Source organism: Sphingomonas kyeonggiensis (genome assembly GCF_014204495.1).
In the GTDB taxonomy this organism is placed as follows: domain Bacteria; phylum Pseudomonadota; class Alphaproteobacteria; order Sphingomonadales; family Sphingomonadaceae; genus Sphingomonas; species Sphingomonas kyeonggiensis_A.
The window spans coordinates 1,023,426-1,045,956 of record NZ_JACHLN010000002.1 but is presented as its reverse complement, the minus strand read 5'-3'; the positions used below and the strand labels follow the sequence as shown (position 1 = coordinate 1,045,956).

28 protein-coding genes and 1 other RNA gene are annotated in these 22,531 nt (G+C 67.3%); 19 read left to right on the top strand and 10 right to left on the bottom strand.

Features of this window, described 5'->3' with window-relative positions; genetic code table 11:
• Nucleotides 1-36 precede the first annotated feature (36 nt).
• The 6 genes from HNP52_RS12575 to HNP52_RS12550 all read left to right on the top strand — a co-directional run bounded on the left by HNP52_RS12575 (nucleotide 37) and on the right by HNP52_RS12550 (nucleotide 3,012).
• Entirely contained in the window at nucleotides 37-1,005 is a 969-nt protein-coding gene (locus tag HNP52_RS12575; protein WP_184167497.1) for a threonine/serine dehydratase, read from the top strand.
• Between the two features lie 4 nt (nucleotides 1,006-1,009).
• Nucleotides 1,010-1,186, top strand: a complete 177-nt coding sequence (locus HNP52_RS12570) for a hypothetical protein (protein ID WP_260396160.1) — start codon at nucleotides 1,010-1,012, stop codon at nucleotides 1,184-1,186.
• Nucleotides 1,186-1,353, top strand: coding sequence for a hypothetical protein (locus tag HNP52_RS12565; RefSeq protein ID WP_184167494.1), 168 nt, complete (start codon nucleotides 1,186-1,188; stop codon nucleotides 1,351-1,353). Before HNP52_RS12570 ends, HNP52_RS12565 begins: the two co-directional genes overlap by 1 nt.
• A gap of 75 nt (nucleotides 1,354-1,428) precedes the next feature.
• Complete coding sequence (locus HNP52_RS12560; RefSeq protein ID WP_184167491.1) at nucleotides 1,429-2,274, top strand: alpha/beta hydrolase; 846 nt, start codon at nucleotides 1,429-1,431, stop codon at nucleotides 2,272-2,274.
• Nucleotides 2,275-2,312: 38 nt separating this feature from the next.
• Nucleotides 2,313-2,522, top strand: coding sequence for a DUF2093 domain-containing protein (locus HNP52_RS12555; protein ID WP_260396068.1), 210 nt, complete (start codon nucleotides 2,313-2,315; stop codon nucleotides 2,520-2,522).
• Nucleotides 2,523-2,568: 46 nt separating this feature from the next.
• The gene (locus HNP52_RS12550; protein WP_184167485.1) at nucleotides 2,569-3,012 is read left to right on the top strand and encodes a hypothetical protein; all 444 of its coding nucleotides are present in this window, start codon (nucleotides 2,569-2,571) and stop codon (nucleotides 3,010-3,012) included.
• A gap of 4 nt (nucleotides 3,013-3,016) precedes the next feature.
• Here HNP52_RS12550 and HNP52_RS12545 read toward each other — a convergent pair whose 3' ends face one another.
• Nucleotides 3,017-3,673, bottom strand: coding sequence for an alpha/beta hydrolase (locus tag HNP52_RS12545; RefSeq protein ID WP_184167482.1), 657 nt, complete (start codon nucleotides 3,671-3,673; stop codon nucleotides 3,017-3,019).
• A gap of 97 nt (nucleotides 3,674-3,770) precedes the next feature.
• Between HNP52_RS12545 and HNP52_RS12540 the strand changes: the two genes are divergently transcribed.
• From HNP52_RS12540 to HNP52_RS12530, 3 genes are read left to right on the top strand one after another with little or no spacing between them, the layout of a single operon-like run.
• Nucleotides 3,771-4,847 carry a cysteine desulfurase family protein gene (locus HNP52_RS12540; RefSeq protein ID WP_184167479.1) on the top strand — a complete coding sequence of 359 codons (1,077 nt, stop codon included), beginning with the start codon at nucleotides 3,771-3,773 and terminating at the stop codon, nucleotides 4,845-4,847.
• Nucleotides 4,844-5,935 carry a cysteine desulfurase family protein gene (locus HNP52_RS12535; RefSeq protein ID WP_184167476.1) on the top strand — a complete coding sequence of 364 codons (1,092 nt, stop codon included), beginning with the start codon at nucleotides 4,844-4,846 and terminating at the stop codon, nucleotides 5,933-5,935. The genes HNP52_RS12540 and HNP52_RS12535 overlap by 4 nt, the downstream gene beginning before the upstream one ends.
• Nucleotides 5,932-6,267, top strand: a complete 336-nt coding sequence (locus HNP52_RS12530) for a 2Fe-2S iron-sulfur cluster-binding protein (protein ID WP_184167473.1) — start codon at nucleotides 5,932-5,934, stop codon at nucleotides 6,265-6,267. Before HNP52_RS12535 ends, HNP52_RS12530 begins: the two co-directional genes overlap by 4 nt.
• Here the strand turns inward: HNP52_RS12530 and HNP52_RS12525 are convergent.
• Nucleotides 6,264-6,752, bottom strand: coding sequence for a GNAT family N-acetyltransferase (locus tag HNP52_RS12525; protein WP_184167470.1), 489 nt, complete (start codon nucleotides 6,750-6,752; stop codon nucleotides 6,264-6,266). The two genes, HNP52_RS12530 and HNP52_RS12525, sit on opposite strands and share 4 nt — an antisense overlap.
• Before the next feature lie 194 nt (nucleotides 6,753-6,946).
• Between HNP52_RS12525 and HNP52_RS12520 the strand changes: the two genes are divergently transcribed.
• The 5 genes from HNP52_RS12520 (at nucleotide 6,947) to HNP52_RS12500 (ending at nucleotide 9,718) form a co-directional block, all read left to right on the top strand.
• Complete coding sequence (locus HNP52_RS12520; RefSeq protein WP_184167467.1) at nucleotides 6,947-7,174, top strand: hypothetical protein; 228 nt, start codon at nucleotides 6,947-6,949, stop codon at nucleotides 7,172-7,174.
• Nucleotides 7,175-7,243: 69 nt separating this feature from the next.
• Nucleotides 7,244-7,341, top strand: an RNA gene (gene ffs, locus HNP52_RS12515) — signal recognition particle sRNA small type.
• Between the two features lie 85 nt (nucleotides 7,342-7,426).
• On the top strand, nucleotides 7,427-9,046 hold the full coding sequence (locus tag HNP52_RS12510; RefSeq protein WP_184167464.1) for a DNA polymerase III subunit gamma/tau: 1,620 nt from the start codon (nucleotides 7,427-7,429) through the stop codon (nucleotides 9,044-9,046).
• 8 nt (nucleotides 9,047-9,054) lie between these two features.
• A complete protein-coding gene (locus HNP52_RS12505; RefSeq protein ID WP_221416264.1) occupies nucleotides 9,055-9,375 on the top strand; it encodes a YbaB/EbfC family nucleoid-associated protein in 321 nt (106 codons plus the stop codon).
• 58 nt (nucleotides 9,376-9,433) lie between these two features.
• The gene (locus HNP52_RS12500) at nucleotides 9,434-9,718 is read left to right on the top strand and encodes a hypothetical protein (protein ID WP_184167461.1); all 285 of its coding nucleotides are present in this window, start codon (nucleotides 9,434-9,436) and stop codon (nucleotides 9,716-9,718) included.
• Here HNP52_RS12500 and HNP52_RS12495 read toward each other — a convergent pair.
• The 4 genes from HNP52_RS12495 to HNP52_RS12480 form a co-directional block, all read right to left on the bottom strand.
• Complete coding sequence (locus tag HNP52_RS12495; protein ID WP_184167458.1) at nucleotides 9,712-10,113, bottom strand: NUDIX domain-containing protein; 402 nt, start codon at nucleotides 10,111-10,113, stop codon at nucleotides 9,712-9,714. The genes HNP52_RS12500 and HNP52_RS12495 overlap by 7 nt on opposite strands.
• Nucleotides 10,113-10,910, bottom strand: a complete 798-nt coding sequence (gene mtgA / locus HNP52_RS12490) for a monofunctional biosynthetic peptidoglycan transglycosylase (RefSeq protein ID WP_184168330.1) — start codon at nucleotides 10,908-10,910, stop codon at nucleotides 10,113-10,115. Before mtgA ends, HNP52_RS12495 begins: the two co-directional genes overlap by 1 nt.
• Nucleotides 10,911-11,077: 167 nt before the next feature.
• On the bottom strand, nucleotides 11,078-11,980 hold the full coding sequence (gene rpoH, locus HNP52_RS12485; RefSeq protein WP_184167455.1) for an RNA polymerase sigma factor RpoH: 903 nt from the start codon (nucleotides 11,978-11,980) through the stop codon (nucleotides 11,078-11,080).
• 55 nt (nucleotides 11,981-12,035) lie between these two features.
• Nucleotides 12,036-12,983: an RluA family pseudouridine synthase gene (locus tag HNP52_RS12480; RefSeq protein WP_184167452.1), complete on the bottom strand. Its 948-nt coding sequence runs from the start codon at nucleotides 12,981-12,983 to the stop codon at nucleotides 12,036-12,038.
• Between the two features lie 18 nt (nucleotides 12,984-13,001).
• On the opposite strand from HNP52_RS12480, the gene HNP52_RS12475 reads away from it, so the two are divergent.
• Nucleotides 13,002-13,406, top strand: coding sequence for a M67 family metallopeptidase (locus HNP52_RS12475; RefSeq protein ID WP_184167449.1), 405 nt, complete (start codon nucleotides 13,002-13,004; stop codon nucleotides 13,404-13,406).
• Nucleotides 13,407-13,538: 132 nt separating this feature from the next.
• On the opposite strand, the gene HNP52_RS12470 is transcribed toward HNP52_RS12475, so the two are convergent.
• Nucleotides 13,539-13,994: a hypothetical protein gene (locus HNP52_RS12470; protein WP_184167446.1), complete on the bottom strand. Its 456-nt coding sequence runs from the start codon at nucleotides 13,992-13,994 to the stop codon at nucleotides 13,539-13,541.
• A 168-nt stretch (nucleotides 13,995-14,162) separates the two neighbouring features.
• Here HNP52_RS12470 and HNP52_RS12465 point away from each other — a divergent pair, with 168 nt between their 5' ends.
• Nucleotides 14,163-16,508: a glycoside hydrolase family 95 protein gene (locus HNP52_RS12465; protein ID WP_260396067.1), complete on the top strand. Its 2,346-nt coding sequence runs from the start codon at nucleotides 14,163-14,165 to the stop codon at nucleotides 16,506-16,508.
• Here HNP52_RS12465 and HNP52_RS12460 read toward each other — a convergent pair.
• The gene (locus HNP52_RS12460; protein ID WP_184167443.1) at nucleotides 16,505-18,487 is read right to left on the bottom strand and encodes a sensor histidine kinase; all 1,983 of its coding nucleotides are present in this window, start codon (nucleotides 18,485-18,487) and stop codon (nucleotides 16,505-16,507) included. The two genes, HNP52_RS12465 and HNP52_RS12460, sit on opposite strands and share 4 nt — an antisense overlap.
• Before the next feature lie 148 nt (nucleotides 18,488-18,635).
• On the opposite strand from HNP52_RS12460, the gene HNP52_RS12455 reads away from it, so the two are divergent.
• Nucleotides 18,636-18,782 carry a lmo0937 family membrane protein gene (locus HNP52_RS12455; protein ID WP_184167439.1) on the top strand — a complete coding sequence of 49 codons (147 nt, stop codon included), beginning with the start codon at nucleotides 18,636-18,638 and terminating at the stop codon, nucleotides 18,780-18,782.
• Between the two features lies 1 nt (nucleotide 18,783).
• On the opposite strand, the gene HNP52_RS12450 is transcribed toward HNP52_RS12455, so the two are convergent.
• On the bottom strand, nucleotides 18,784-20,058 hold the full coding sequence (locus HNP52_RS12450) for a serine hydrolase (RefSeq protein WP_184167436.1): 1,275 nt from the start codon (nucleotides 20,056-20,058) through the stop codon (nucleotides 18,784-18,786).
• A 145-nt stretch (nucleotides 20,059-20,203) separates the two neighbouring features.
• Between HNP52_RS12450 and HNP52_RS12445 the strand changes: the two genes are divergently transcribed.
• Both HNP52_RS12445 and HNP52_RS12440 read left to right on the top strand, forming a co-directional pair.
• Nucleotides 20,204-20,848, top strand: a complete 645-nt coding sequence (locus HNP52_RS12445) for a histidine phosphotransferase family protein (protein WP_184167433.1) — start codon at nucleotides 20,204-20,206, stop codon at nucleotides 20,846-20,848.
• A gap of 79 nt (nucleotides 20,849-20,927) precedes the next feature.
• Nucleotides 20,928-21,998 carry a serine hydrolase gene (locus tag HNP52_RS12440; protein ID WP_184167430.1) on the top strand — a complete coding sequence of 357 codons (1,071 nt, stop codon included), beginning with the start codon at nucleotides 20,928-20,930 and terminating at the stop codon, nucleotides 21,996-21,998.
• Between the two features lie 12 nt (nucleotides 21,999-22,010).
• On the opposite strand, the gene HNP52_RS12435 is transcribed toward HNP52_RS12440, so the two are convergent.
• Complete coding sequence (locus HNP52_RS12435) at nucleotides 22,011-22,451, bottom strand: hypothetical protein (RefSeq protein WP_184167427.1); 441 nt, start codon at nucleotides 22,449-22,451, stop codon at nucleotides 22,011-22,013.
• Nucleotides 22,452-22,531 lie beyond the last annotated feature (80 nt).

Below are 22,531 nucleotides of genomic sequence, written 5' to 3'. Positions count from 1 at the left end.
ATTCGCGCGTCCGGATTTTTACGGCGGGGGTGAAGTGTGACGATTGTGCGACAGCCAACGCGGGCTGGGGTCCGGGATGCCGCTGCCAAGGTTGCTGCGATCCTGCCGCAAACCCCTTTGTTCGTTCAGGAAATTCGGGGCGTGCCGGTGTGCTTCAAGGCCGAGTGCCTGCAGCCGATCGGCGCGTTCAAGATCCGCGGCGCATGGCATCGGCTTAGTGCATTGGACGATGATGCGCGCGAGAAGGGCGTGGTCGCCTTTTCCTCCGGAAACCATGCCCAGGGAGTCGCCTGGGCGGCGAAGAAGCTGGGTATCCCGGCGGTGATCGTGATGCCGGCCGACGCCCCGAAGGTGAAGCGGGACGCGACGCTGGCGATGGGGGCCGAAGTGGTCTCCTATGACCGGATGACCGAGAGCCGCGAGAAGATCGCCGCGCATCTTGCCCATGCCCGGGGTGCCACCCTTGTGCCGAGCTTCGACGATCCCTGGATCATCGAGGGGCAGGGGAGTGCCGGAATCGAGGCGATGACCCAGATCGTAGAGGCGCGGCTGCCCGATCCCGCCAATGTCATCGTGCCGTGCGGCGGTGGCGGGCTGGCGGCCGGCCTCGCGCTGGCGCTGCCCGATTCCGAGATCATCGTGGTCGAGCCCGAGGGCTGGGACGACATGACCCGCAGCCTGGAGGCGGGCTGGATCGAACCGGTGGGCGACAATCCTCCGCCGACCGCTTGTGACGCGCTGCAGACCACGCGCGTCTCGCCGTTGACCTTCGACGTGCTGTCGCGGCGCGGCGCCACTGGCGTGGCGGTAAGCGAGGCCGAGATCCGGACGGCGCAGCGCTGGGCGGCGGCGAAGCTGCGCGTGGTGGTGGAGCCGGGCGGCGCGGTGGCGCTGGCGGCGTTGCTGGCGGGCAAGATCGATGTGAAGCCGGGCTTGCTCGTGATCCTTTCCGGCGGCAATGCCGATCCCGATGCCTATGCCCAAGTCCTTGCCGGGAAAGACTGACCCCGTGTCCAACCGCTTCGGAGCCGTGATCGCCAATGTGATGAGCGTCGGCGCGCGCGGGCTCGGCTATTTCCTGTGGGGCCTGCTGCGGATCATCTATCGCGGCGACCTGAAGATGATTGCGCTGTTCGGCGGCGTGATCGGGGCGATAGTGCTGGTGATCTGGCTGCTCGTCCGCTGATGCTGAACCCGGCGCTCGAACCGCTCTGGCTGAGTATCGCGGTGATCGCGATGGGCGTTCTCGTATGGGGTGGCTGGAAGCAGTTCCGTGCCGACCGGACCAAGGCGATCCTGATGTGGGTCTGCGCGCTGGTGATCCTGGGCAACCTGCTGATCCTGCGCGCCTGAAATCTCGTGCGGGACCGAAGGGTTTCGCGGGGCTCACCGTTAGACAGGTCGATTTGGTTCGATCCGAGGTGCCCGATGCGCAAGTCCCTGTTCCTGTTCCCCCTGTTGCTGCTCGCCGCTGCGCCTGCGCTTTCGCAATCGGTGCCGGCGCGCGAGATCGCCTATGGCGCGGCCGAGCTGCAGAAGCTCGATTTCTACAAGGGTGCGAAGGCCGATGCGCCGCTGGTGGTGTTCATCCATGGCGGCGGCTGGAAGCGCGGTGACAAGGGTAATGCCACGGGCGCGGAGAAGGTGGCGCATTTCACCGGGCGCGGCTTCGCCTTCGCCAGCATCAACTATCGGCTGGTGCCCGGTGCGACCGTGGAGCAGCAGGCACAGGATGTCGCCGACGGGCTGGCATATCTGGTGCAGCATGCCCGTGCGCTGGGCTTCGATCCCGGCAAGGTGATGGTGATGGGACATAGCGCCGGTGCGCATCTCGCGGCGCTGGTCGCCACCGATCCGCGTTACCTGCAAAAGGCGGGCTGGGGGCTCGACCGGATCGCCGGCGTCGTGCTGCTCGACGGCGCCGCCTATGACGTGCCGCGCCAGATGGACGAGGGTCCGCGGGTGATGGGCAAGACCTACCAGGCGGCGTTCGGCAGCGATCCGGCGCGCCAGCGGGCGCTGTCGCCGACGCTGCAGGCCGCGGCACCCAATGCACGGGACTTCCTGATCCTCCATGTGCAGCGCGAGGATGGCACCCGCCAGTCCGAAGCGCTGGGGCGTGCGCTCAAGGCGGCGGGGGCAAGGGTAACGGTGCAGGGTTTTGAGGGGCGCGGCTTGCGCGGGCATATGCAGATCAACCGGCAGCTTGGTGACCCCGGCTACCCCGCAACCGCGGTGGTGGATCGCTGGATCGACGCGGTACTGGCGCGCTGAGCATTGGCGAGCGGGCCATCACCCCCTAGATGGGTTGCATGTCTCCTATTGCCGAACTCCATTACGACGCGTCCGACTTCGACGTGATCCGCCCAGGCACCCATGTCGTCTGCGCCGTTAGCGGCGAACCGATCCCGCTCGACCGGCTCAAATATTGGAGCGCCGAGTTCCAGGAAGCCTATCGCGGCGCGCATGAGGCCACCGCCGCGATCCTGGCGGGCGGAGCGAAGAACCTCAAGAAGGACTGACGGCCGCCCCGTTTCGGGTTAGCTTCCCGCGAAACAGGGGGAAAAGATGCGGCTGAGCGATCTCAAGTGCGGCGGGCCGGCCTGGCTGTTCGGCTGGGCGACGGCGGTGTTCCTGCCGGGGCTGTTGATCGCATTCGAGCGCCACGGGCTGGACCGGTTGCCGGCAAATGTCTGGAAGATGGGCGACGATATCGGACCGGCGGCCAAGCTGCTGCTCGGGGCGCTGCTGATCCTCTGCTTCTGGCTGGCAACGCGGATCCGGATCGGGCAGCTGAACCTGCGTGCGGCACTGGGCGGGCTGGCGGCGATGCTGCTCACGCTAGGGCTGATCCCGGCGGCATATTCGCGCGGCTTCGGGATCGGGCTGACCGGTGCCCGCTTCGATCTTGCGGTGCTTCCCTGGTATGCCGTGGGAGCGGTGGCGGCCGGACTGGTCTTCGCGCTGTCGCTGGCGCGGTGCCGGGCGCGGAACCCGGCCCCGCGCCCGTAAAACCTCAGCGGATCGGCGAATTGGGGTCGAGCCGCATGTCCAGATACTTGTCCACGCTCTTCATCAGATCGTCCATCTCGTGCTCGAAGAAGTGGTTCGCGCCCGGGATGGTGTCGTGATGGATGGTGATGTGCTTCTGGGTGCGCAGCTTGTCGACCAGCTTCTGGACCGCGCCCGGCGTGACCACCTCGTCATTCTCGCCCTGAATGATGATGCCCGAGGACGGGCAGGGGGCGAGGAAGGTGAAGTCGAACATGTTGGCCGGCGGGGCGACCGAGATGAAGCCGCGGATCTCCGGACGGCGCATCAGCAGCTGCATGCCGATCCAGGCGCCGAAGCCGAAGCCGGCGACCCAGGTCGAGCTGGCTTCCGGGTGGAAGCTCTGCACCCAATCAAGCGCCGAGGCGGCGTCGGACAGTTCGCCGATGCCGTTGTCGAAGGTGCCCTGGCTCTTGCCGACCCCGCGGAAATTGAAGCGGAGCGTCGCGAAGCCCCGGCGCTGGAAGGTCTTGTAGAGTTCCTGGACGATGCGGTTGTTCATCGTGCCGCCCGCATTGGGATGCGGGTGGAGGATCATGGCGACCGGCGCGCGCGGCTTGGGCGCGGGTGCGAAACGGCCTTCGAGGCGTCCTTCGGGGCCGGGGAAAATGACTTCGGGCAAGGCGTGTCCCTGTAGAATTTGAGGCGCGCAGTGGAGCGCGGTGAGTTGGGCGCTATATAGGCACCGCGCCGCTTTACGCAATTATTACGAGAGCAACTTGGCCGAGCGAATCTATCTGGATCATGCCGCGACTACCCCGATGCTGCCCGAGGCAATGGCGGCGGTTGAGGCAGGAATGCGCCATTGGGCCAATCCCAGCTCTCCCCATGCCGAGGGGCGGGCCGCCCGTGCCGCGCTGGAAAAGGCGCGGGCCGAGGTCGCGGCCGCCTATGGCTGGGCGCATGAGCTGGTGTTCACCGGCGGCGCAAGCGAATCGCTGCATATGGCGCTGACGCGGTCGATGGCCGAACGGCGGCTGATCAGCGCGGTCGAGCATGATTCGGTCCTGCGCCATTCGGAAGGCGCGCAGGTGCTGCCGGTGGATGCAAACGGGGTGCTCGATCTCGACGCGCTGCGTGCCGCGCTGGCGGAGGGGCCCCGTGCGCTGGTCGGGGTGCAGCGGACCAACAGCGAGACCGGCGTCATCCAGCCGATCGAGGCGATCGCGGAGATCGTGCACGCGGCGGGCGGGATATTGCTGGTCGATGCGGCCCAGATGCCGGCGCGGGCATCGGCGGCGGTGCTGCGCCATGCCGACCTGGTCGCGGTTTCGGCGCACAAGCGCGGCGGGCCGCCGGGGATCGGGGCATTGCTGGTTCGCGACTTCGGCACGCTGCTGCCGATGGGCGGACAGGAAAAGGGCTATCGCGCCGGGACCGAGAACCTTCCCGGTGCGCTCGGCTATGCGGCCGCGGTGTCCCTGCCCGAGGATCTGGAGCGGATGGCAGCGCTTCGTACCCGGCTGGAGACAGTGATCGTGGCGGAAGGCGGGGAAGTCGTGGGTGCTGCCACCTCGCGTAGCCCGCTGATCGGAGCGTACCGGATGCCGGGTGTCTCCTCCGCGGCGCAGCTGATCCGTTTCGACATGGCCGGCATTTCGGTTTCGGCGGGCAGCGCCTGTTCCTCGGGCAGCATGCGGCCGAGCCATGTGCTCTCGGCGATGGGTTGGGAGGAGCCGGCCCTGCGCGAAGTGGTGCGGGTCAGCTTCGGGCGCGGAACCACCGAGGCCGAGGTCGATGCCTTCACGACGCTCTGGCGTCAGATCGCGATCGAGGCCAGAACCAGAGCTGCATGACCTATCTCGACTATCAGGCGACCACGCCGCTCGCTCCCGAAGCGCTGGCCGCGATGCTCCCGCTGCTGGAAGGCAATTTCGCCAATCCGCATTCCGCGCACGCCCTGGGCCGCGCAGCCAAGGCAGCGGTGGAAGTGGCGCGCGACGATGTCGCCGGGCTGCTGCCGCCGGGCGGGACGGTGAGCTTCACCAGCGGTGCGACCGAGGCGCTCAACTGGGCGATCAAGGGCAGCACCGGCGGGATCGTGACGATCGCCACCGAGCATGCCGCGGTGCTCGATACGGTGGCTGCCGAGGCGCGCCGGGGCCGGGACGTGACCGTGCTGCCGGTGGGGCCGGAAGGGCTGGTCGACCTTGCCGCGGCGCGCGCGGCGATCAAGCCGGGTGTCGGGCTGGTCGCCGCGATGCTGGTCAACAACGAGATCGGCGTGATCCAGCCGATCGAGGAACTGGCGCATCTCGCCCACCAGGCAGGCGCGCTGTTCCTGTGCGACGCGGTGCAGGGCTATGGCCGGGTGCTGATCCCCGATGGCTGCGACCTGATCGCGGTCTCGGCGCACAAGATCCACGGTCCCAAGGGCGTGGGTGCGCTTTGGATCCGTGACGGCGTGACGCTGGAACCGCTGCTGCATGGCGGCGGGCAGGAGCCTGCGGGGCGGTCGGGGACGCTGTCACCGTCACTGTGCGCGGGTTTCGGTGCGGCGGCCCGGGTGGCCAAGCAGCGTTTCGGCGCCGATCACGCGCATGCCGAGCAGCTCTATCGCGCCGCGCTTAGCCGAATCGCTGGCGACTGGACGCTGAATGGCGCGCAGGAGGACCGCTATCCGGGCAATCTCAACCTGCGTCATGACGGGCTCGATGTGGCGCGGCTGATCTCGGACCTGCGCGATATTGCCTTTTCCGCCGGCTCGGCGTGTGCCAGCGGCTCCGGGCGGCCCAGTCATGTGCTGCAGGCGATCGGGCTGAGCGATGCGCAGGCGCGATCGAGCATCCGCATCGGCTATGGCCGCTACACTAGCGAGGATGCGCTGATGGGGGCGATAGACCGGATCGTCGCGGCTGCCCGCGCGCAGAGTCGCGCCGCATGATCCGCGTTACCTTCGTCAGCGCCGATGGCATCGACCGGCATGAGGTCCAGGCCGAGGAGGGGCTGCGCCTGCTCGAAGTCGGGCAGAATGATGGCCAGCCGCTTGAGGGCACCTGCGAGGGGCAGATGGCCTGCTCGACCTGCCATGTGATCGTCGATCCCGAGCATTTCGCCCGGCTGCCCCGTGCCGCCGAAGAGGAAGAGGATATGCTCGACCTCGCGGTGGGCGCGGTGCGAACCAGCCGGCTCGCCTGCCAGATCCTGCTCACGCCCGAGATGGACGGGCTGGTGGTGCGGATGCCCACTGGGCACCGCGACATGCAGGGGCGCTAGAGCGTCAGCGCGTAGAAGCGCGTGTCCACCATCATCCGGGGGAAGGTGGGCGGCAGCAGCGTGTGGTCGATCAGCGCGAAGCCGTTGCGCGCATAGAAGCGATGCGCGGCGAGGAAGCGATCGGTGGTGCCCAGATAGATGCGGGACAGCTTCAGTGCCCGCGCATGCGCCAGCAGCGTGTCGAGCAGTGCCCGGGCCAGGCCGCGCGCGCCACGATGTTCGGGATGGACGAACATCTTGCGCAAGGCAGCCGCGCCGTCGCCGATGTCCCTGAGCGCGATCGTGCCGACCACTTCGCCATCCGGGGCTTCGGCGACCCAGAAATCGCCCGAGTCGCGCTGGTAGAATTCGGGAATCTCCTGGAGGTCGGGCTGGTCCTCGGCGGTGATCGCGATCCCGAACTCCTCATTCTGGATCGATACGATCAGCGTGGCCACGCCGTCCTGGTCGGCGGGTTCGAAGCGCCGGATTTTCACCTTGTCCATCCGCGCCGGCTAGCATCCCGGGGCCGGGGAAGCGACCGTGCAGGGCCCTGTCGCCAGATTTTACACATTCCAGCAATGCGCCAGACATTCAGCCCGGCGCAATCCGTCCTGTTTCAGGATCGCGCATGGAACCGAAACGATCGTTCCGGTTTCCGCCCATGCGGGTTTTCTCCCGCCAGCAGGAGAGAGAAACTATGAAGCTTCTTCCGATCCTTGCGGCCGCTGCCGCCGCGACGCTTGCCATCCCGGCCGCCAGTGCCGCCGCCGCGCCGACCGCTCCCGCGGTCGCGGCACAGCCGGACTTCCAGCACCATCGGCCGCATCATGTCCGCAAGCGCTCCTATTATCGCAGCGTCTGCAAGACCGTGTGGCGCCATGGCCATCGCCAGCGCGTGTGCCGCCGGGTGCGCTATTATCGCTGATTGAACAGGAGCGGGAACGTGCGCCGCGTTCCCGCTCTTGCCTAACCGTCTGACTTTGCCCATATGCGCCGCGGGAGTCGGGCGGACGTAGTCGTCGCCAACCTGGTCAGATCGGGAACGAAGCAGCCACAACGATTTCGCTGCGGGTCGTTCCGGCTCCCACCTTTCCGCACATCGACAGCCTCTTTTAACCGCCTTTGCGGCGTGCATCGCCTTGGACGTGGCGGTTGGAACACGCTAGGAACGGATGGCATGTCCGATTCCTTCCTTGGCCTCGACGAACCCGCGCAGCCGCGTGACAACGCCTATCGGGTGCTCGCGCGCAAATACCGTCCGCAGACCTTCTCCGAGCTGATCGGGCAGGATGCGATGGTCACCACGCTGGGCAACGCGATCAAGCGCGACCGGTTGGCCCATGCCTTCCTGCTCACCGGGGTCCGCGGGGTCGGCAAGACCTCTACCGCACGCCTGATCGCCAAGGCGCTCAACTGCATCGGGCCGGACGGGCAGGGTGGGCCGACGATCGATCCGTGCGGTGTCTGCGAGCCTTGCCGCGCGATCGCCGAGGGCCGTCATATCGACGTGATCGAGATGGACGCCGCGTCGCATACCGGCGTCGACGATGTCCGCGAGATCATCGAGGCGTCGCGCTACTCGGCGGTCTCGGCGCGCTACAAGATCTACATCATCGACGAAGTCCACATGCTGTCGAAGAGCGCGTTCAACGCGCTGCTCAAGACGCTGGAGGAACCGCCGGCGCATGTGAAGTTCCTGTTCGCCACGACCGAAGTGAACAAGGTGCCGGTGACGGTGCTGTCGCGCTGCCAGCGCTTCGACCTGCGCCGCATCCCGGCCGAACTGCTCGCCGAGCATTTCGCCAGGGTGACCCAGGCCGAGGGCTTCGAGGCGGAGCCGGAAGCGCTGGCGCTGATCTCCCGGGCGGCCGAGGGCTCGGCGCGCGACGGCTTGTCGATCCTCGACCAGGCCATCGCCCATGCGGGCCTGGAAGGCGAGGGCGTGAAGGCGGAGGCCGTGCGCCAGATGCTCGGCCTGTCCGATCGCGGCGCGATCCGCACCCTGTTCGGGTTGCTGCTGGAGGGCGACGCGCGGGGCGCTCTGGCTTCGCTGCGCGGCCAGTATGACTTGGGCGTCGATCCGCAGGCCGTGCTGCGCACGCTGCTGGAGACGGTGCATGCGGTGACGCTCGCCAAGCTGGGGACGGATGCCAATTCGGGCCAGTCGGCCGAGGAGCTGAAGTCGCTCGAGCGCTGGGCGGCGGGGCTGAGCTTCCCGGCTTTGCACCGGCTGTGGCAGCTGGTGCTGCGCGGGCATGACGAAGTCGCCAGGGCGGCGCTGCCGATCGAGGCGGCGGAGATGGCGCTGCTGCGCGTCATTCACGCCTCGCAGCTGCCCGATCCGGGTGAACTTGCCCGCCAGATCGCCAGCGGCAGCGTGACCATCTCGGGCGGCGCCGCGACCGCTCCCTCCGGTGCAAATGGCTCGGCGATGCCGACCTCGCTCGGCCAGCTCGCCGATTATCTGGAGGAGAAGAAGCGCTACCAGCTCGCCACCCAGGTGCGCGACTATCTGCGGCCGGTGCGTTTCGAGGGCATGGAAGTCGAGTTCGCCGCTGCGAAGCCGCTGCCGTTCGATTTCATGAAGGAGCTGGGTGCCGCGCTCAAGGAGCTGACCGGCACTAACTGGAAGCTTGCCTGTGTCGATGTGCCGGCGCAGGCGATGACGCTGCGCGAGGAGCAGGCGGCGAGCGAGCAGGCCGAGCGTGATGCGGTACTCGCCTCGCCGCTGGTTGCCGCCGCAATGGAAGCATTTCCCGATGCCGAGCTGATCGGCTGGGCCAAGACTGGAAGCTAGGAAGTATAATGGATCTCGAAAAGATGATGGCCATGGCGCAGAACGTCCAGGCCGAACTCACCAAGGCGCAGGCCGATCTCGACAATATCGAGGTCGAGGGTGTCTCGGGCGGCGGGCTGGTCAAGGTCCAGGCGTCGGCAAAGGGCCGGATCATCGGCCTGAACATCGACGATTCGCTGCTCAACCCGGCCGAAAAGGGCATGCTCGAGGATTTGCTCGCAGCCGCCTTCAACGATGCGCGTGCCAAGGCGGATGCGGCGTCGCAGGAAGCGATGTCGAAGATGACGGCGGGCCTGCCGCTTCCGCCGGGCTTCAAGCTGCCCTTCTGATTTCCGGAACCATTGCAAGGCCTTCTCGGTTGCTGACGGCATAATCGAGGAGGATGCAATGGTGGAACGAGTTACCGAGCGTACCGATGGCGTGACGGCCGAGCGTGTCACCGAGACGGGTGGCGGCGGCACGGTCGTGGTCGAGCGCGGCGGCAGCGGTGCGGGCCTGTTGATCGGGTTCGTGCTGCTGATCGCGGTGGTGATCGGCGCGGTCTATCTGTTCAACCAGAACAATCGCGAGAACGCCAAGACCGATGCGGTGACGCAGGCGGCCAAGGATGTCGGCGGCGCGGCGAAGGACGTGGGCGATGCCGCCCAGGATGCCGCCAAGAAAGTTCAGTAACGCGCGATCAGTTCCAGCGCGATCGGCAGGACATGGGTGCGGGTCATCGGGGCGAGCGGCAAGGCCGCGGCCTCGGCGATCGGCACCCAGCGTGCTTCCGCGATTTCGGCGGCGGCGCTCGGCTCGTGCGGGGCAGTGAGGTGGAACAGTTCCGCCTCGACCACGCGGCCGGGCTCGTTGGCGGCGGGAGACTGGAAGCGGCCGAGCCGGCGCGCTTCGGTGATCGCCAGGCCGATCTCCTCCGCCAGTTCGCGGCGGAGCGCTTCGAGCGGGGTCTCGCCCGGTTCGATCTTGCCGCCGGCCTGCATATAGGCCGAGGTACCTGCCTTGCGGACCAGCAGCATGTTTCCCGCGCCATCGTCGATCAGCGCGGCGGCGATGCGGATCGGCGCCATCAGCGGATGCAGCTATCCAGCCCATCGCCGCGCACTGTGCCGATGCGCGCCGTGATTGCATTGCCATAGCGGCGGGTGAAGCCGCGCGGATCGATGCCGGCCCGCTTCTTGGGCAGCGGCAGCACCGCAGCGACTTGTGCCGCCTCGCGTGGGGAGAGATTCGAAGCGTCGTGCTTGAAGTAGCGTAAAGCGCCGGCATTCACGCCATAGGTGCCGATCCCCGTCTCCGCGACGTTGAGATAGACTTCCATGATTCGGCGCTTGCCCCAGATATTCTCGATCAGCACCGTGAAATACGCCTCGAGCGCCTTGCGGGCATAGCCGCCGCCCTGGAACAGGAAGACGTTCTTCGCGGTCTGCTGGCTGATCGTCGAGCCGCCGCGGATCTTCTTCTTGCCGGTGGCATTGCGGGCATAGGCCTGCTCGATCGCCGTGAAATCGAACCCGTGATGCGAGCAGAAGCGCGCATCCTCGGCGGCGATCGCGGCGCGCGGCATGTTCGGATCGATCCGGTCGATCGACATCCAGCGCTTGGTGACCCCGTGGCCCGAGAAGATGTCGCCGATCTGCGTCCAGGTGATCGGCGGGGGCACGAACTTGTAGATCACCACCATGCCGACCGAGACGGCGATGAAGAGCAGGATCGCCTTGAGGATCCAGAACAGGATGCGGCGGAGCAGCGGCTTGCGCGGGCGCTGCGGCTTGATTTCTTCCTGCGCCGGAATGGGGCGAGGCGCTTCTTCGCGGCGAGACGCAAAGGGATCGGGTTCTTCGCCGAGCGGGCGCAGGTCTGGCATCGGCGAGACGCCAAGTTCCTCCGGCTGCCCGGCCGTGGTCGCGCGCGGCGTCCAGTCGCGCGGGCGCGGCGCAGACGCGGAAGGCGCCGGCGGGATGTCCGCCGACGCCTCAGGCTGGCGCGGAGCCTCCGCGCCGGTATCGCGATCCTGATCCCCCACGTCGTCCGTCAGGCAGTGAGCAGGCGCTTCTCGCCGGCGATGCGCATCATCGCCTTCTGCAGCTTCTCGAACGCGCGCACCTCGATCTGGCGCACGCGCTCGCGGCTGACGTCATAGACCTGCGAGAGTTCCTCGAGGGTCTTGGGATCGTCGGTCAGGCGGCGCTCGGTAAGGATGTGACGCTCACGCTCGTTGAGGTCTTCCATCGCCGACACGAGCATCTCGTGGCGGACATCGGCTTCCTGTGCCTCGGCAACCTGCTCGTCCTGGAGCGCGCTGTCGTCAGCGAGCCAATCCTGCCACTGGCCCTCGCCATCCTCGCGCATCGGCACGTTGAGCGACGTATCGCCGCCCATCGCCATGCGACGGTTCATCGAGGTGACTTCCTCCTCGGTGACGCCGAGATCGGTGGCGATCTTGGTGAGGTGCTCGGGGCTGAGATCGCCGTCCTCGAACGCGTCGAGCTTGGCCTTCATCCGGCGCAGGTTGAAGAACAGCTTCTTCTGCGCGGCGGTGGTGCCCATCTTCACGAGGCTCCACGAACGCAGGATGAATTCCTGGATCGAGGCGCGGATCCACCACATGGCATAGGTCGCCAGGCGGAAACCCCTTTCGGGCTCGAACTTCTTCACGCCCTGCATCAGGCCGATATTGCCTTCCGAGATCAGCTCGGAGACGGGCAGGCCATAGCCGCGATAGCCCATGGCGATCTTCGCCACGAGACGCAGATGCGAGGTGACCAGCTGGGCCGCGGCATCGGTGTCGCCATGCTCCTGGAAGCGCTTGGCGAGCATATATTCCTGCTCGGGGCTCAGGATCGGAAACTTCTTGATCTCGGCCAGATAGCGGTTGAGGCTCTGCTCACCACCAAGAGCGGGGATCGTCGCCGGGACGTTGCTTCCGCTTGCCATGATCATTTCTCCCTTTCACTAAGGCGCACATAGCCGAAGCCAGTGCCGCCTGAAATCATACGATGAGGTTATCGAACAGTTCCTGCATGTCGGCAGGGATTTCGCTTTCGAACGCCAAAGCGATACTATTGATGGGGTGGATGAACCCCAGGTGAGCCGCGTGCAAGGCCTGGCGCCGGAAATTCAGGGTTTCCAAAAGTTCACGGTGCGCCTTGCGCGTGCTGCCATACACCGGATCGCCGACCAGCGGATGACCCAAAGAGGCCATGTGAACCCGCACCTGATGGGTACGGCCCGTCTCCAGCCTGCATTCGACCAGCGCGGCCTCGTACAGATCCCTGACCTTGCGCCAATGGGTGACCGCGCGCTTGCCGTTCTTCACGATCGCAACCTTCTTGCGATTGTGTGGCGAGCGGGCGAGTGGCGCATCGACCGTGCCTTCCAGCAGACGGACCTGCCCCGACACGATAGCCTTGTAGCGCCGATCGATCGAGTGCGCCTTGAACTGGCGGGCCAGCCCTTCATGCGCCCGGTCATGCTTGGCGGCGACCATCAGGCCCGACGTGTCCTTGTCGATCCGGTGGACGATCCCGGGGCGTGCTTCGCCACCGATGCCCGAAAGCGAGCCTTGGCAGTGATGCAGCAGCGCGTTGACCAAAGTCCCGTCGAGGTTGCCGGCGGCGGGATGAACGACCAGCCCGGCCTGCTTGTCGATCACGATCAGATGCTCGTCTTCATAGACGATGTTGAGCGGGATCTCCTGCGCCTCGTTGTGCGCGGGGGTGGGGGCAGGCACCGCGACGCTGAACAGCGCCCCGCCGGCCGCCTTCTTCGCCGGATCGCGGACAAGGCCCTGGGGGCCGGTGACCGCGCCGGACGAGATCAGCACCTTCAGCCGTTCGCGCGACATTGTCGGCACGGCGTCGGCGAGCGCACGATCCAGACGCCAGCCATCGGCTGTGTCCGCGATGCGTGCTTCGATGATGGAAACCCCCGGATTCATGTTTTATCGTAGATGGGCATGAGGATCGAGATTTCAAGATATGTACTGATCGGTATTCGGCAGATTTCCGCGGATGCGGCGCCGAACGAAGCGTGCGGGCTGCTGTTCGGTTCCGAAGATCGGATCGATAGCTTTCAAGCTGTTGAAAATGTTCACGAAGCGCCGGATCGGCATTTCGAGATAGACCCCGCAGCCCTGTTCGCCGCGCTGCGTGCCGAGCGGGCGGGCGGGCCCAGGCTGGTTGGGTACTGGCATTCGCATCCGAGCTGCGATCCCACGCCGTCGCTTGTCGATGCCGAGATGGCGGCGCCCGACGGCAAGCTGTGGCTCATCGACGGGTTCAACGCGATCACCGCCTGGCGTTCCGTGGAGCGGGGTGGGCTCCACGGACGCTTCGATATGATGGTGGTGGAGCTGGTTTAGGGAGCCCGCCATCGCGCTATCCCGTTCCCCGGCGAAAGCCGGGGCCCAGGGTGTCTCTGCCGGCTCGCTTGTGACCCTGGGCCCCGGCTTTCGCCGGGGAAGCAGGTCTGTCGAGCCGGCGGATAGGCAAGCTCAGTTGCCCGGTGCAGGCGCTGCCGGAGCGGGTGCATCGGCGGGCGGGGGCGGCGGCGGGCCCATGCGGTGGTGACCGGGGCCGCCCGGCCCCTCACGGCCGGGACCGAAGCCGGGGCCGCCATGCGGACCGCGCTCGGGGCCGCCGCGACCGCCGCGGTGGAAGCCATGGCCGCGGCCGTGCATGCGGTGCTGTTCGAAGCGGCCGAAGCGGATTTCCTCGCGGGAGAGCTTGCCGTCCTTGCTGACGTCGAACTTCTCGAAGCGGGCGGCGGCGGCCTTCATCCACTCGTCCTTGCTGACGAAGCCGTCCTTGTTGAGGTCCATCGGGTTGTGACGCGGGGCGCGCTGTTCCGCCTTGGGCGGGGTGCGGTCCTGCGGAGCCGCCATCGCGGCGCCGGTGCCGAAGGTGAGGGCGCTGGCTGCGAGCAGCGCGGCGAATTTCAGTTTCATCATGCCTTTTCTCCGCTCCAGTGATGTCTGGATGAGGAAGGATTAGGCCCAGGCTGTCGCGCGGGTTTCTCGGAACGGGGGCGAAATTGTCGCAACTTGTCGGGCGCGGCGCTGCGTTGCCAATAGCGATGATAGCGGTATCATCGCCGCAAAATCGAGCAGGAGAGGGCAATGCGGGACTGGGCGTTCGACAGGCGCGGGGCGATGGGGCTGTTCGCGGTCGCGGGGGCCGCGCTGGCAGTTCCGAGGGCCCGGGCGAAGCGCGCGGCCGCTGCTGCGAACCTGCTCTGGTATGAACAGCCAGCGAAGGAATGGACCGAGGCGCTGCCGATCGGCAATGGCCGGATCGGCGCGATGGTGTTCGGCGGGATCGGCGAGGAGCGGCTGCAGCTCAACGAGGATACGCTCTGGGCCGGTAGCCCCTATGATCCGGTCAATCCGGCGGCGAAGGCGGCACTGCCCGAGGTGCGTCGGCTGATCTTCGAGGGCAGGTTCGCCGAGGCGGAGAAGCTTGCGAACGAGAAGCTGATGGCGACGCCGCTCCGGCAGGCGGCGTATCAGACGATCGGCAGCCTGGGGATCGCGATGCCCGGGCTCGATGCGGCACGGGCGACCGGGTATCGGCGCAGCCTCGACCTCGATGCGGCACTGGCGGAGACGGTGTTCGCGATCGACGGCGTGACCCATCGCCGCCGGGTGATCGCCTCGCCGGTCGACCAGGTGATCGCGGTGGAACTGGGCGCCAGCCGGCCGGGCGCGGTTTCCTGCCGGCTCTCCTTCACCTCGCCCGAGAAGAAATGGACCGTGCGGGCCGAGGGGAACGCGCTGGTATTGAGCGGGCAGAATGATCCGCATGGCGCGATCGCGGGCGCGCTGCGCTTCGAGGCGCGGGTGGAAGTCGAAGCCCGAGGCGGGCGGGTGCGTGCCGAGGGCGATGCGCTGGTGGTCGAGGGTGCGGACGGCGTGACGCTGCGGATCGCGATGGCGACCAGCTACAAGCGCTATGACGATGTGAGTGGCGACCCGGTGGCGATCACCACCCGCCAGATCGCGGCGGCGCGGGGCAAGGGCTTTGCCGCGCTCGCCGCGGCGACGGCGGCCGAGCATCGCCGGCTGTTCCGGCGGGTGACGCTCGACCTGGGCAGCACGCCGGCGGCGGCGCTGCCGACCGACCGGCGCATCCGCGAGTCCGAGAGCAGCGACGACCCGGCGCTGGCGGCGCTCTACTTCCAGTATGCGCGCTATCTGCTGATCTGCGCGTCACGGCCGGGAACGCAGGCGGCGAACCTCCAGGGCATCTGGAACGACAAGCCGAGCCCGCCCTGGGGCAGCAAGTACACGATCAACATCAACACCGAGATGAACTACTGGCCGGCGCACACGACCAACCTGGCCGAGTGCGCGGAGCCGCTGGTCCAGCTGGTCCGCGAGATCGCCGAGACGGGGGCGAAGACGGCACGCGACATGTATGGCGCGCGCGGCTGGGTATGCCATCACAACACCGATCTGTGGCGGGCGACCGCGCCGATCGACGGCGCGAAATACGGGCTGTGGCCGATGGGCGGGGCGTGGCTCTGCACGCATCTCTGGGAGCGCTATGAATACGCGCCGGACCGGGCATATCTGGAGTCGATCTGGCCGATCCTGGCGGGCGCCTGCCGGTTCTTCCTCGATACGCTGCAGGTCGATACCGCGACCGGGCATCTCGTCACCAATCCCTCGCTCTCGCCGGAGAACGGGCATGGCCATGGCTCGTCGCTGATCTTCGCGCCGACGATGGACAGCCAGATATTGCGCGACCTGTTCGACCAGACGATCGCGGCTGCCGGCGTGCTCGGGCGCGACGCGGCGCTGGTACGCGAGATCGAGGCGGCGGGGGGCAAGCTGCCGCCGATGCGGGTGGGCAGGCAGGGCCAGCTGCAGGAATGGCCGTTCGACTGGGACGGCGATGCCGAGGACGTCCACCATCGGCATGTCTCGCACCTCTACGGGCTCTATCCGAGCCACCAGATCGATCCGGAGCGGACGCCCGAACTCGCGGCGGCGGCGAAACGCAGCCTCGAGATACGCGGCGACAAGGCGACCGGCTGGGCGACGGCGTGGCGGATCAACCTGTGGGCCCGGCTGCGCGACGGCGACCATGCGCACGGGATCCTGAAGTTCCTGCTCGGGCCCGAGCGCACCTATCCCAACATGTTCGACGCGCATCCGCCCTTCCAGATCGACGGCAATTTCGGCGGCGCGGCGGGGATCGTCGAGATGCTGGTGCAGAACCGCGGCGCGCGGATCGACCTGCTGCCGGCGCTGCCCGGGGCATGGCCGGAGGGCAGGGTGAGCGGGCTGCGCACGCGCGGTGGCTGCACGATCGATCTCGCCTGGCGGGATGGGAAGCTGGAGCAGGCGCGGCTGCGCGGCACCCTTGCCGGAACGCGGGAGGTCCATCTGGGCGGCAAGGTGCGGTCGGTGCGGATCGTGCCAGGGCGGGAGGTCCGCCTGTCGGCGCGCGACTTCGCCTAGCCTTCGGGCGTGTCGCCGCCCTCGAGCGTCGGCAGGGTGAAGGTGAACACCGCGCCGCCCGCCGGATCATTGGCGGCGGCGAACACGCCGCCATGCAGCTCGACGATGCGCTTCGAGATCGACAGGCCGATGCCCATGCCCTCGCTCGTGCTGTTGGCCGAGAAGCGCTGGAACAGCTGGTTCAGCGTCTCCGGCGGCAGCCCGGGGCCGTTGTCGCGGCACTCGATCTCGATCATCTGGTCGTCCGCGGCGCGGGCGGTGATCCGGATCCGCGGGTCCTCGGTGCCCGCCTTGCGCAGCGCCTCGAGCGCATTGCGCAGCAGGTTGACCAGGACCTGCTGGACCTGGACGCGATCGACAAAGGCGCTGAGATTGTCCGGGTCGACCTGATAGTCGATCTGGGCGGCGAGGCGGCCGGAGCCGACCAGCACAAGCCGCACCGCGTCCTCGATCAGCGGGCGCATCGGCTCGACGCTGCGCTCGGTATCGTTGCGCTCGGTGAAGCTGCGCAGGCGGCGGATGATCTCGCCGGCCTGCATCACCTGCTCGCGGGCGTTGCCGACCAGCTCGGTGCCCGGCCCCTGGGTGCCGCTGACCTTGGCGACCATCGCGGCGGCGGAGAGATAGTTGGCGGCGGCGGTGAGCGGCTGGTTGAGCTCGTGCGCGAGATCGGCGGCGGCCTCGCCCATGGCGCTCTGGCGGGCGAGATGGGCGAGCTCGGCGTTGAGCTGGGCGACCTGGTCGTCGATGCCGAACTGGGTGGACATGTCGCGGATGAAGACGGTCAGGCACTCCTCGTCCCCGGTCTCGACGCGCCCGGCGCGCACTTCGACCGGGAAGGTCGAGCCGTCGCGGCGGAGCCCGACCGCGCTGAGCGGCTCGGCGTCGGCCGGGCGCAGCTCGCGCCCGCGCAGGCCGGCAAGCTCGCCTTCGTAGCGAATGCTGTTGGCGGCGGGGGCGAGCATGGTGACCGGCTGGCCGACGACTTCGTCCGCCGAATAGCCCCACAGCTTCTCGGCCGCCTTGCTGAAATCGAGGATCGTGCCGCTTTCGTTGATCAGCACCACCGCGTCGGGCACCATCGCCAGCACCGCGCTCAGCTTCGCCTCGCGGATGGCGAGCGCGCGGCTCTGCGCCTCGGCATGGCGGACCGCGCGGGCGAGCACCCAGGCGAGGATCACCACGTCGAGCGTGAGAACCAGGAACTGCGCCGCATTGAAGCCGAGCAGCCCGGACTGGACGGTGACGAAGCCGAGCAGGGACGGGATGACCGGAAGGATGATGATCGCGGGTGCCAGCTGCGAAAGCAGCGACCAGCTTCGCTCGCCGGGCTGGCGGCGCATCGCGTAGAGGATCAGCGCGGTGGCGGGGGCGAGCGCCAGCATGGTCGAGATCGCCGAGCGCCCGAGAAACCCGGGCGTGGCGCCGCCCGCGGCGAGCAACGCGGCGGTTGCCAGCAGCGTAAGCGCGATCGTCGCACTGGCGAGGATGACGCCGATGATCTGGTGAATGCGCCGGTTCGAGGTGACGCCCAGCGCAGCCAGCGCACCAGCGGTCTGCATCGCGGCGGTACCGCCGGGAAGAACGCCGTGGTTGCGCACGCCCATCCGCAAGACGGTGTCGTAGAAGAACAGCCGCTCCAGGGCGACCGCGCCGGTCAGATACTGCACCACCGCAAGGCCGAGCAGCAGACCGGCGGGGATCAGGGCGATCCGCGCCAGCCTGGGCTGGCCGATCACCACCAGGAAGGTGGCAAGCGTCACGCTGCAGCCGATGAACGCGACGAGCGGCGCGACCGCATAGTTCGGATCGCCGAAGCCGCGCAGCACCGGAATGCCGAGCAGCCAGCCGATCGTGGGCAGCGACAGGATCAGGCAGCTGATCCCGGCGAGCCAGGAGGGCAGGCGCGACGCGCCGAGAGCCGCCCAGCGGCCCCCGGATAGCGTCTCAGCCTGTCTTTGTGCGGCCCTGCCTACCATGATCCTTCCGGATGCCGGGCCCATGCCCGTCCGGGCCCGTCATAGCAGGAAGCAGCCAAACTGGCGTAATCCGGAAAAACCGCAGGTCGCTGGAACGTTTCGCTCGCGCAACCCGTTGATGGGAAAACCCTAAATGGAGAGCGTGCCGATGCTTTGGACCGTCGTTGTCATCCTGCTGGTCTTGTGGCTGCTGGGCTTCACCTTCCACGTCGCCGGTGGGATCATCCATCTGCTGCTGGTGATCGCCGTCGTGGTCGGCCTGATCCAGCTCTTCACTGGCCGCCGGGTCGTCTAGCCTAGTCTCCGGGCGGTCCCAGATACGCTTCACCGTAGACTGCCTTGCGGAAGTCGCGGTGGAGCGAGACCTGGAAGGGCTTGGTCTGGACGAAGAACACGGCCGCCAGCTTGTTGGCGGGATCGACCCAGAACAGGGTCGAGGCCGCGCCGTCCCAGAAGAACTCGCCGACCGCACCGCGCTGTTCGTCAGGCGTCAGCGGCTGGCCCACGCGCACCGCGAAATCGAAACCGAAGCCGACATTGCCCTTTCCGGGCAGCCAGCTCCGCTCCTTGATCCGCGGATCGAGCTGGTTGGTGGCCATCAGCCGCACGGTGGCGGGCTTGAGGATGCGCACGCCGTCAAGGCTGCCCTGGCCCAGCAACATGCGGGCGAAGCGCATGTAATCGTCGATCGGCGCGACGATTCCGGCACCGCCCATGGTCATCGCCGGCTTGGGGAAATTGCGCTGGCGGGTGATGGAGTCCGCTTCGCGCGTCAGCTTCTTGTCGGCGCCGAGGATATAGGTCGCGGCAAAGCGATCGAGCCGCTCCATCGGCTGCGTCCAGGCCGCTTCCTTGATGCCGAGCGGCTGGAGGATGTGTTCGCGGACATAGTCCTCGAACTTCTGGCCGGAGAGCTTCTCGACGAGCAGCGCCTGCACGTCGACTGCCGAACTATACCGCCATTCGCTGCCGGGTTCGAAGATCAGCGGCGCATGGGCGAGGCGATGGCCGAACTCGGTCAGGTCGTGATCGAGGCCGAGCGGATCGGCGGCGGCAAAGGCCTTTTCCGCAGCGCTCGGGCCATCGCCATAGGCGAATCCGGCGGTGTGGCGCAGCACATCGCGGATCGTCACCGGGCGCTTCGATGCGCGCCATAGCGGCTGGCCGCTCGCATCGGTGCCGTCCTGCACCAGCATCGTCGCGAATTCGGGGAGATAGCGGGAGAGGGGATCGTCGAGCCCGAACCTGCCCTGTTCCCAGAGCTGCATCAGCGCGACGCCGGTGACCGGCTTGGTCATCGAATAAATCTGCACCAGCGTGTTGCGGCTGAACGGCCGGTTCGCCTCGCGATCGGCCAGGCCGGTGGCGCCGAAATAGACTTCGCGCCCGTCCTTCCAGACCAGCGCCTCGACGCCGGTGGCGCGGCCGCTGGCCACCATGTCGGCGAGCGCGCGATCGATGCGCGCCTTGTCGATCCGGAACGTTGCGGTGGCGGCCGGTTTCTCCTGCGCCAGGGCGGGCAGGGGCTGCACGACCAGCAGCGCGGCGAGGATGGGCAGGACCTGTCGCATATGCTCTCCCACATTCTATTTTCCGTCGGTGGTAGCGCTACCCGGGTGGTGCGTACAGCTACGACCTTGGTCGCGTGTCAGGCACGCGCTTGCAGCATGGCGCGCCCTGCGCCAAAGAGGTTCGACCTTGCGGGGAGCCTTCATCTTGAACATCAGCCCGACCGACTTCGCCAGCCTGCTCTGCTCGCGGCTCTGCCACGATTTGCTGAGCCCGGTGGGGGCGCTCAACAATGGGCTGGAGCTGCTCGCCGACGAGCATGATCCCGAGATGCGCGCGCGCTGCCTGGAACTGCTCAACGAGAGCGCCAAGGCGAGTGCCAACAAGCTGAAGTTCTTCCGCCTGGCCTTCGGCGCGGCCGGTGGTTTCGGCGAGACGGTGGACACGCGCGAGGCACAGGCGGCGATCGAAGGGCTGTTCGGCGAGAACCACCGCGTCAATGTCGGCTGGATGGTCGAGGATCCTGTCCTCCCGAAGCAGGCGATCAAGGTGCTGATGAACCTGTCGCTGATCGGCGGCGACGCACTGATCCGTGGCGGTCAGCTCGATATCGGCGCCGAGATCGTCGACGGGAATATCGAGATCGTGGTGCGCGCCGACGGCCCGCGCATCGTGCTCGATCCCGAGCTGCGCAGCGCGCTGGCCGGCGGCAAGGACGATGTGCCGATCACCCCGCGCGCGGCGGCGGCCTATCTTGTCCATGCGCTGGTGACCCAGGGCGGCGGCGTGCTCCAGGTCAGCCCGCCGGATGCAGAGGTGCTGCTGTTCGGGGCGAGCTTCCGCGTTGCCTGAGATGTTCGACTACAGTTGTAGTTGAACGATCCGCATCGCCATGACATGCTTGCGAGGTTCGCGGGCATGGGAGTGGCGTATGCGGGGCTTGAAGATCGCGGGGACGGTGCTGGCGCTTGGCTTGGCGACGCCCTGTACCGCGCAATCCTATCATGACCTGGTCGATGCCAGCGATGGCTTCAACGGCGTCGCGCTGGTCGGCACCGGCAAGCAGGTCCGCTTCGTCGAAGGGATCGGCCGGGCGGATGCCGCGAATGGTGTGCCGATGCTGGCGAGTACGCGGTTCGAGACCGGATCGGTTTCCAAATGGGTCGCTTCGATCGTGATCCTCAAGCTGGTCGATCAGGGCAGGCTCGACCTCGATGCACCGATAACCCGCTACCTGCCCGACTATCGCGCCGATACCGGTGCCCGGCTGACGCTCCGGCGGCTGATGAGCCATTCGAGCGGCGTGCCCAACGATATCCAGGCGGCGCGCAAGGATCCCGCCACGCGCGGCATCGAGATGGAGCAGATGGCGGCCGTACGGCGCTACGCAAGCGGCGACCTGGCTTTCGCGCCCGGCACCGAATGGGACTATTCGCACTCCAACTGGCTGATCGCAAAGGCCGTTGCCGAGCGCATCAGCGGCAAGCCCTATGCCGCCCTGGTCGAGCAGCTGCTGGTCCGGCCGCTGGGGCTGAAGGACAGCGGCGTCTATCGCGGCGATTCCGGCGCGGTGCGGGGCATGGCGCAGGGCTATGCGGCGCTTGTCCCCGAGCCGGTGCGCAAGCCCAACCCGGTGCCCGATTTCATGGCGATGGCTGGCGGTTTCTATACCAGCGCGCCCGATCTGCTGGTGCTGATGAACGCGGTGCTGGACGGCAGATTTCTCAGCCCGGCCTCGCGCAAGGCGCTGACGACCACGCTGATGCCCGACCAGCATTATGCGCTGGGTGGCCGGGTGCGGATCGAGAAGATCGGGGGGAGGGACCGCGAGGCGGCGTGGGAGGATGGCTCGAACGGCGGCTTCCGGATGCTCGCGCGCCGCGTGCTTGCCGACGGGCACACGGTAATCGTCCTCACCAACGCGAGCTATGACTATCAGAAGCTCGGCGACCTCGGCACAGCGCTGCTCGATGCCAGCTATGCGGGTGGCGAAGCCCGTTAGGCCTCGTCGAAGTCAGTTGCCCTCGACCGACCAGATCGTGCAGCGCGCGAGCCAGGTTTCGAGCTGTTCGATCAACTCGGTATAGGACCGCGTTTCGATGCTGTGCATCAGCTTTGCATTGGCGTCGAAAGCGAAAGGGGCATCGTTCTGGCGCCTGCCGCGTGCGTCGCGTGGCCAGGGTTGATATTGCACCGCTAGCTCGAAATGGCCGTCGGGGTTGTGCTCAGGCCGGAATTCCACGTCGATCACGAAGCGCCTGCCGGGGTTCGTGGCGTAGAACACGCTGGAGCCGCCAAAATCGCCGTCCTCCACGCGCTTGTCGCGGTGGAGCTGGTTCCAGCCGATGCTCCAGCCTGCCGGTATCCGCAGCGGAGTCAGCTCGGCATAGTCGGGTGCTTTCTCGCAATTGGCGAATGCTCCGGCTGATTTCGTGAAAGCGCGCGTACCGTCCATGCAGGACAGGGTTCCATGGACGATCGCGGTGCGCAAGCCGGCGTCTTTCGTCGGAGCAGCTAACGCCCTTTTAACCACCC

Coding starts and splice junctions, on each gene's coding strand:
- HNP52_RS12550 (WP_184167485.1), top strand. CDS start 2,569: ATGCGGCTGAGCGATCTCAAGTGCGGCGGGCCGGCCTGGCTGTTCGGC.
- HNP52_RS12520 (WP_184167467.1), top strand. CDS start 6,947: ATGAAGCTTCTTCCGATCCTTGCGGCCGCTGCCGCCGCGACGCTTGCC.
- HNP52_RS12470 (WP_184167446.1), bottom strand. CDS start 13,994: ATGATGAAACTGAAATTCGCCGCGCTGCTCGCAGCCAGCGCCCTCACC.
- HNP52_RS12460 (WP_184167443.1), bottom strand. CDS start 18,487: ATGGTAGGCAGGGCCGCACAAAGACAGGCTGAGACGCTATCCGGGGGC.
- HNP52_RS12565 (WP_184167494.1), top strand. CDS start 1,186: ATGCTGAACCCGGCGCTCGAACCGCTCTGGCTGAGTATCGCGGTGATC.
- HNP52_RS12440 (WP_184167430.1), top strand. CDS start 20,928: ATGCGGGGCTTGAAGATCGCGGGGACGGTGCTGGCGCTTGGCTTGGCG.
- HNP52_RS12495 (WP_184167458.1), bottom strand. CDS start 10,113: ATGGCGCCGATCCGCATCGCCGCCGCGCTGATCGACGATGGCGCGGGA.
- HNP52_RS12505 (WP_221416264.1), top strand. CDS start 9,055: ATGGATCTCGAAAAGATGATGGCCATGGCGCAGAACGTCCAGGCCGAA.
- HNP52_RS12435 (WP_184167427.1), bottom strand. CDS start 22,451: ATGGACGGTACGCGCGCTTTCACGAAATCAGCCGGAGCATTCGCCAAT.
- mtgA (WP_184168330.1), bottom strand. CDS start 10,910: ATGCCAGACCTGCGCCCGCTCGGCGAAGAACCCGATCCCTTTGCGTCT.
- HNP52_RS12525 (WP_184167470.1), bottom strand. CDS start 6,752: ATGGACAAGGTGAAAATCCGGCGCTTCGAACCCGCCGACCAGGACGGC.
- HNP52_RS12475 (WP_184167449.1), top strand. CDS start 13,002: ATGAGGATCGAGATTTCAAGATATGTACTGATCGGTATTCGGCAGATT.
- HNP52_RS12560 (WP_184167491.1), top strand. CDS start 1,429: ATGCGCAAGTCCCTGTTCCTGTTCCCCCTGTTGCTGCTCGCCGCTGCG.
- HNP52_RS12530 (WP_184167473.1), top strand. CDS start 5,932: ATGATCCGCGTTACCTTCGTCAGCGCCGATGGCATCGACCGGCATGAG.
- HNP52_RS12510 (WP_184167464.1), top strand. CDS start 7,427: ATGTCCGATTCCTTCCTTGGCCTCGACGAACCCGCGCAGCCGCGTGAC.
- HNP52_RS12455 (WP_184167439.1), top strand. CDS start 18,636: ATGCTTTGGACCGTCGTTGTCATCCTGCTGGTCTTGTGGCTGCTGGGC.
- HNP52_RS12450 (WP_184167436.1), bottom strand. CDS start 20,058: ATGCGACAGGTCCTGCCCATCCTCGCCGCGCTGCTGGTCGTGCAGCCC.
- HNP52_RS12465 (WP_260396067.1), top strand. CDS start 14,163: ATGCGGGACTGGGCGTTCGACAGGCGCGGGGCGATGGGGCTGTTCGCG.
- HNP52_RS12555 (WP_260396068.1), top strand. CDS start 2,313: ATGTCTCCTATTGCCGAACTCCATTACGACGCGTCCGACTTCGACGTG.
- HNP52_RS12480 (WP_184167452.1), bottom strand. CDS start 12,983: ATGAATCCGGGGGTTTCCATCATCGAAGCACGCATCGCGGACACAGCC.
- HNP52_RS12500 (WP_184167461.1), top strand. CDS start 9,434: ATGGTGGAACGAGTTACCGAGCGTACCGATGGCGTGACGGCCGAGCGT.
- HNP52_RS12535 (WP_184167476.1), top strand. CDS start 4,844: ATGACCTATCTCGACTATCAGGCGACCACGCCGCTCGCTCCCGAAGCG.
- rpoH (WP_184167455.1), bottom strand. CDS start 11,980: ATGGCAAGCGGAAGCAACGTCCCGGCGACGATCCCCGCTCTTGGTGGT.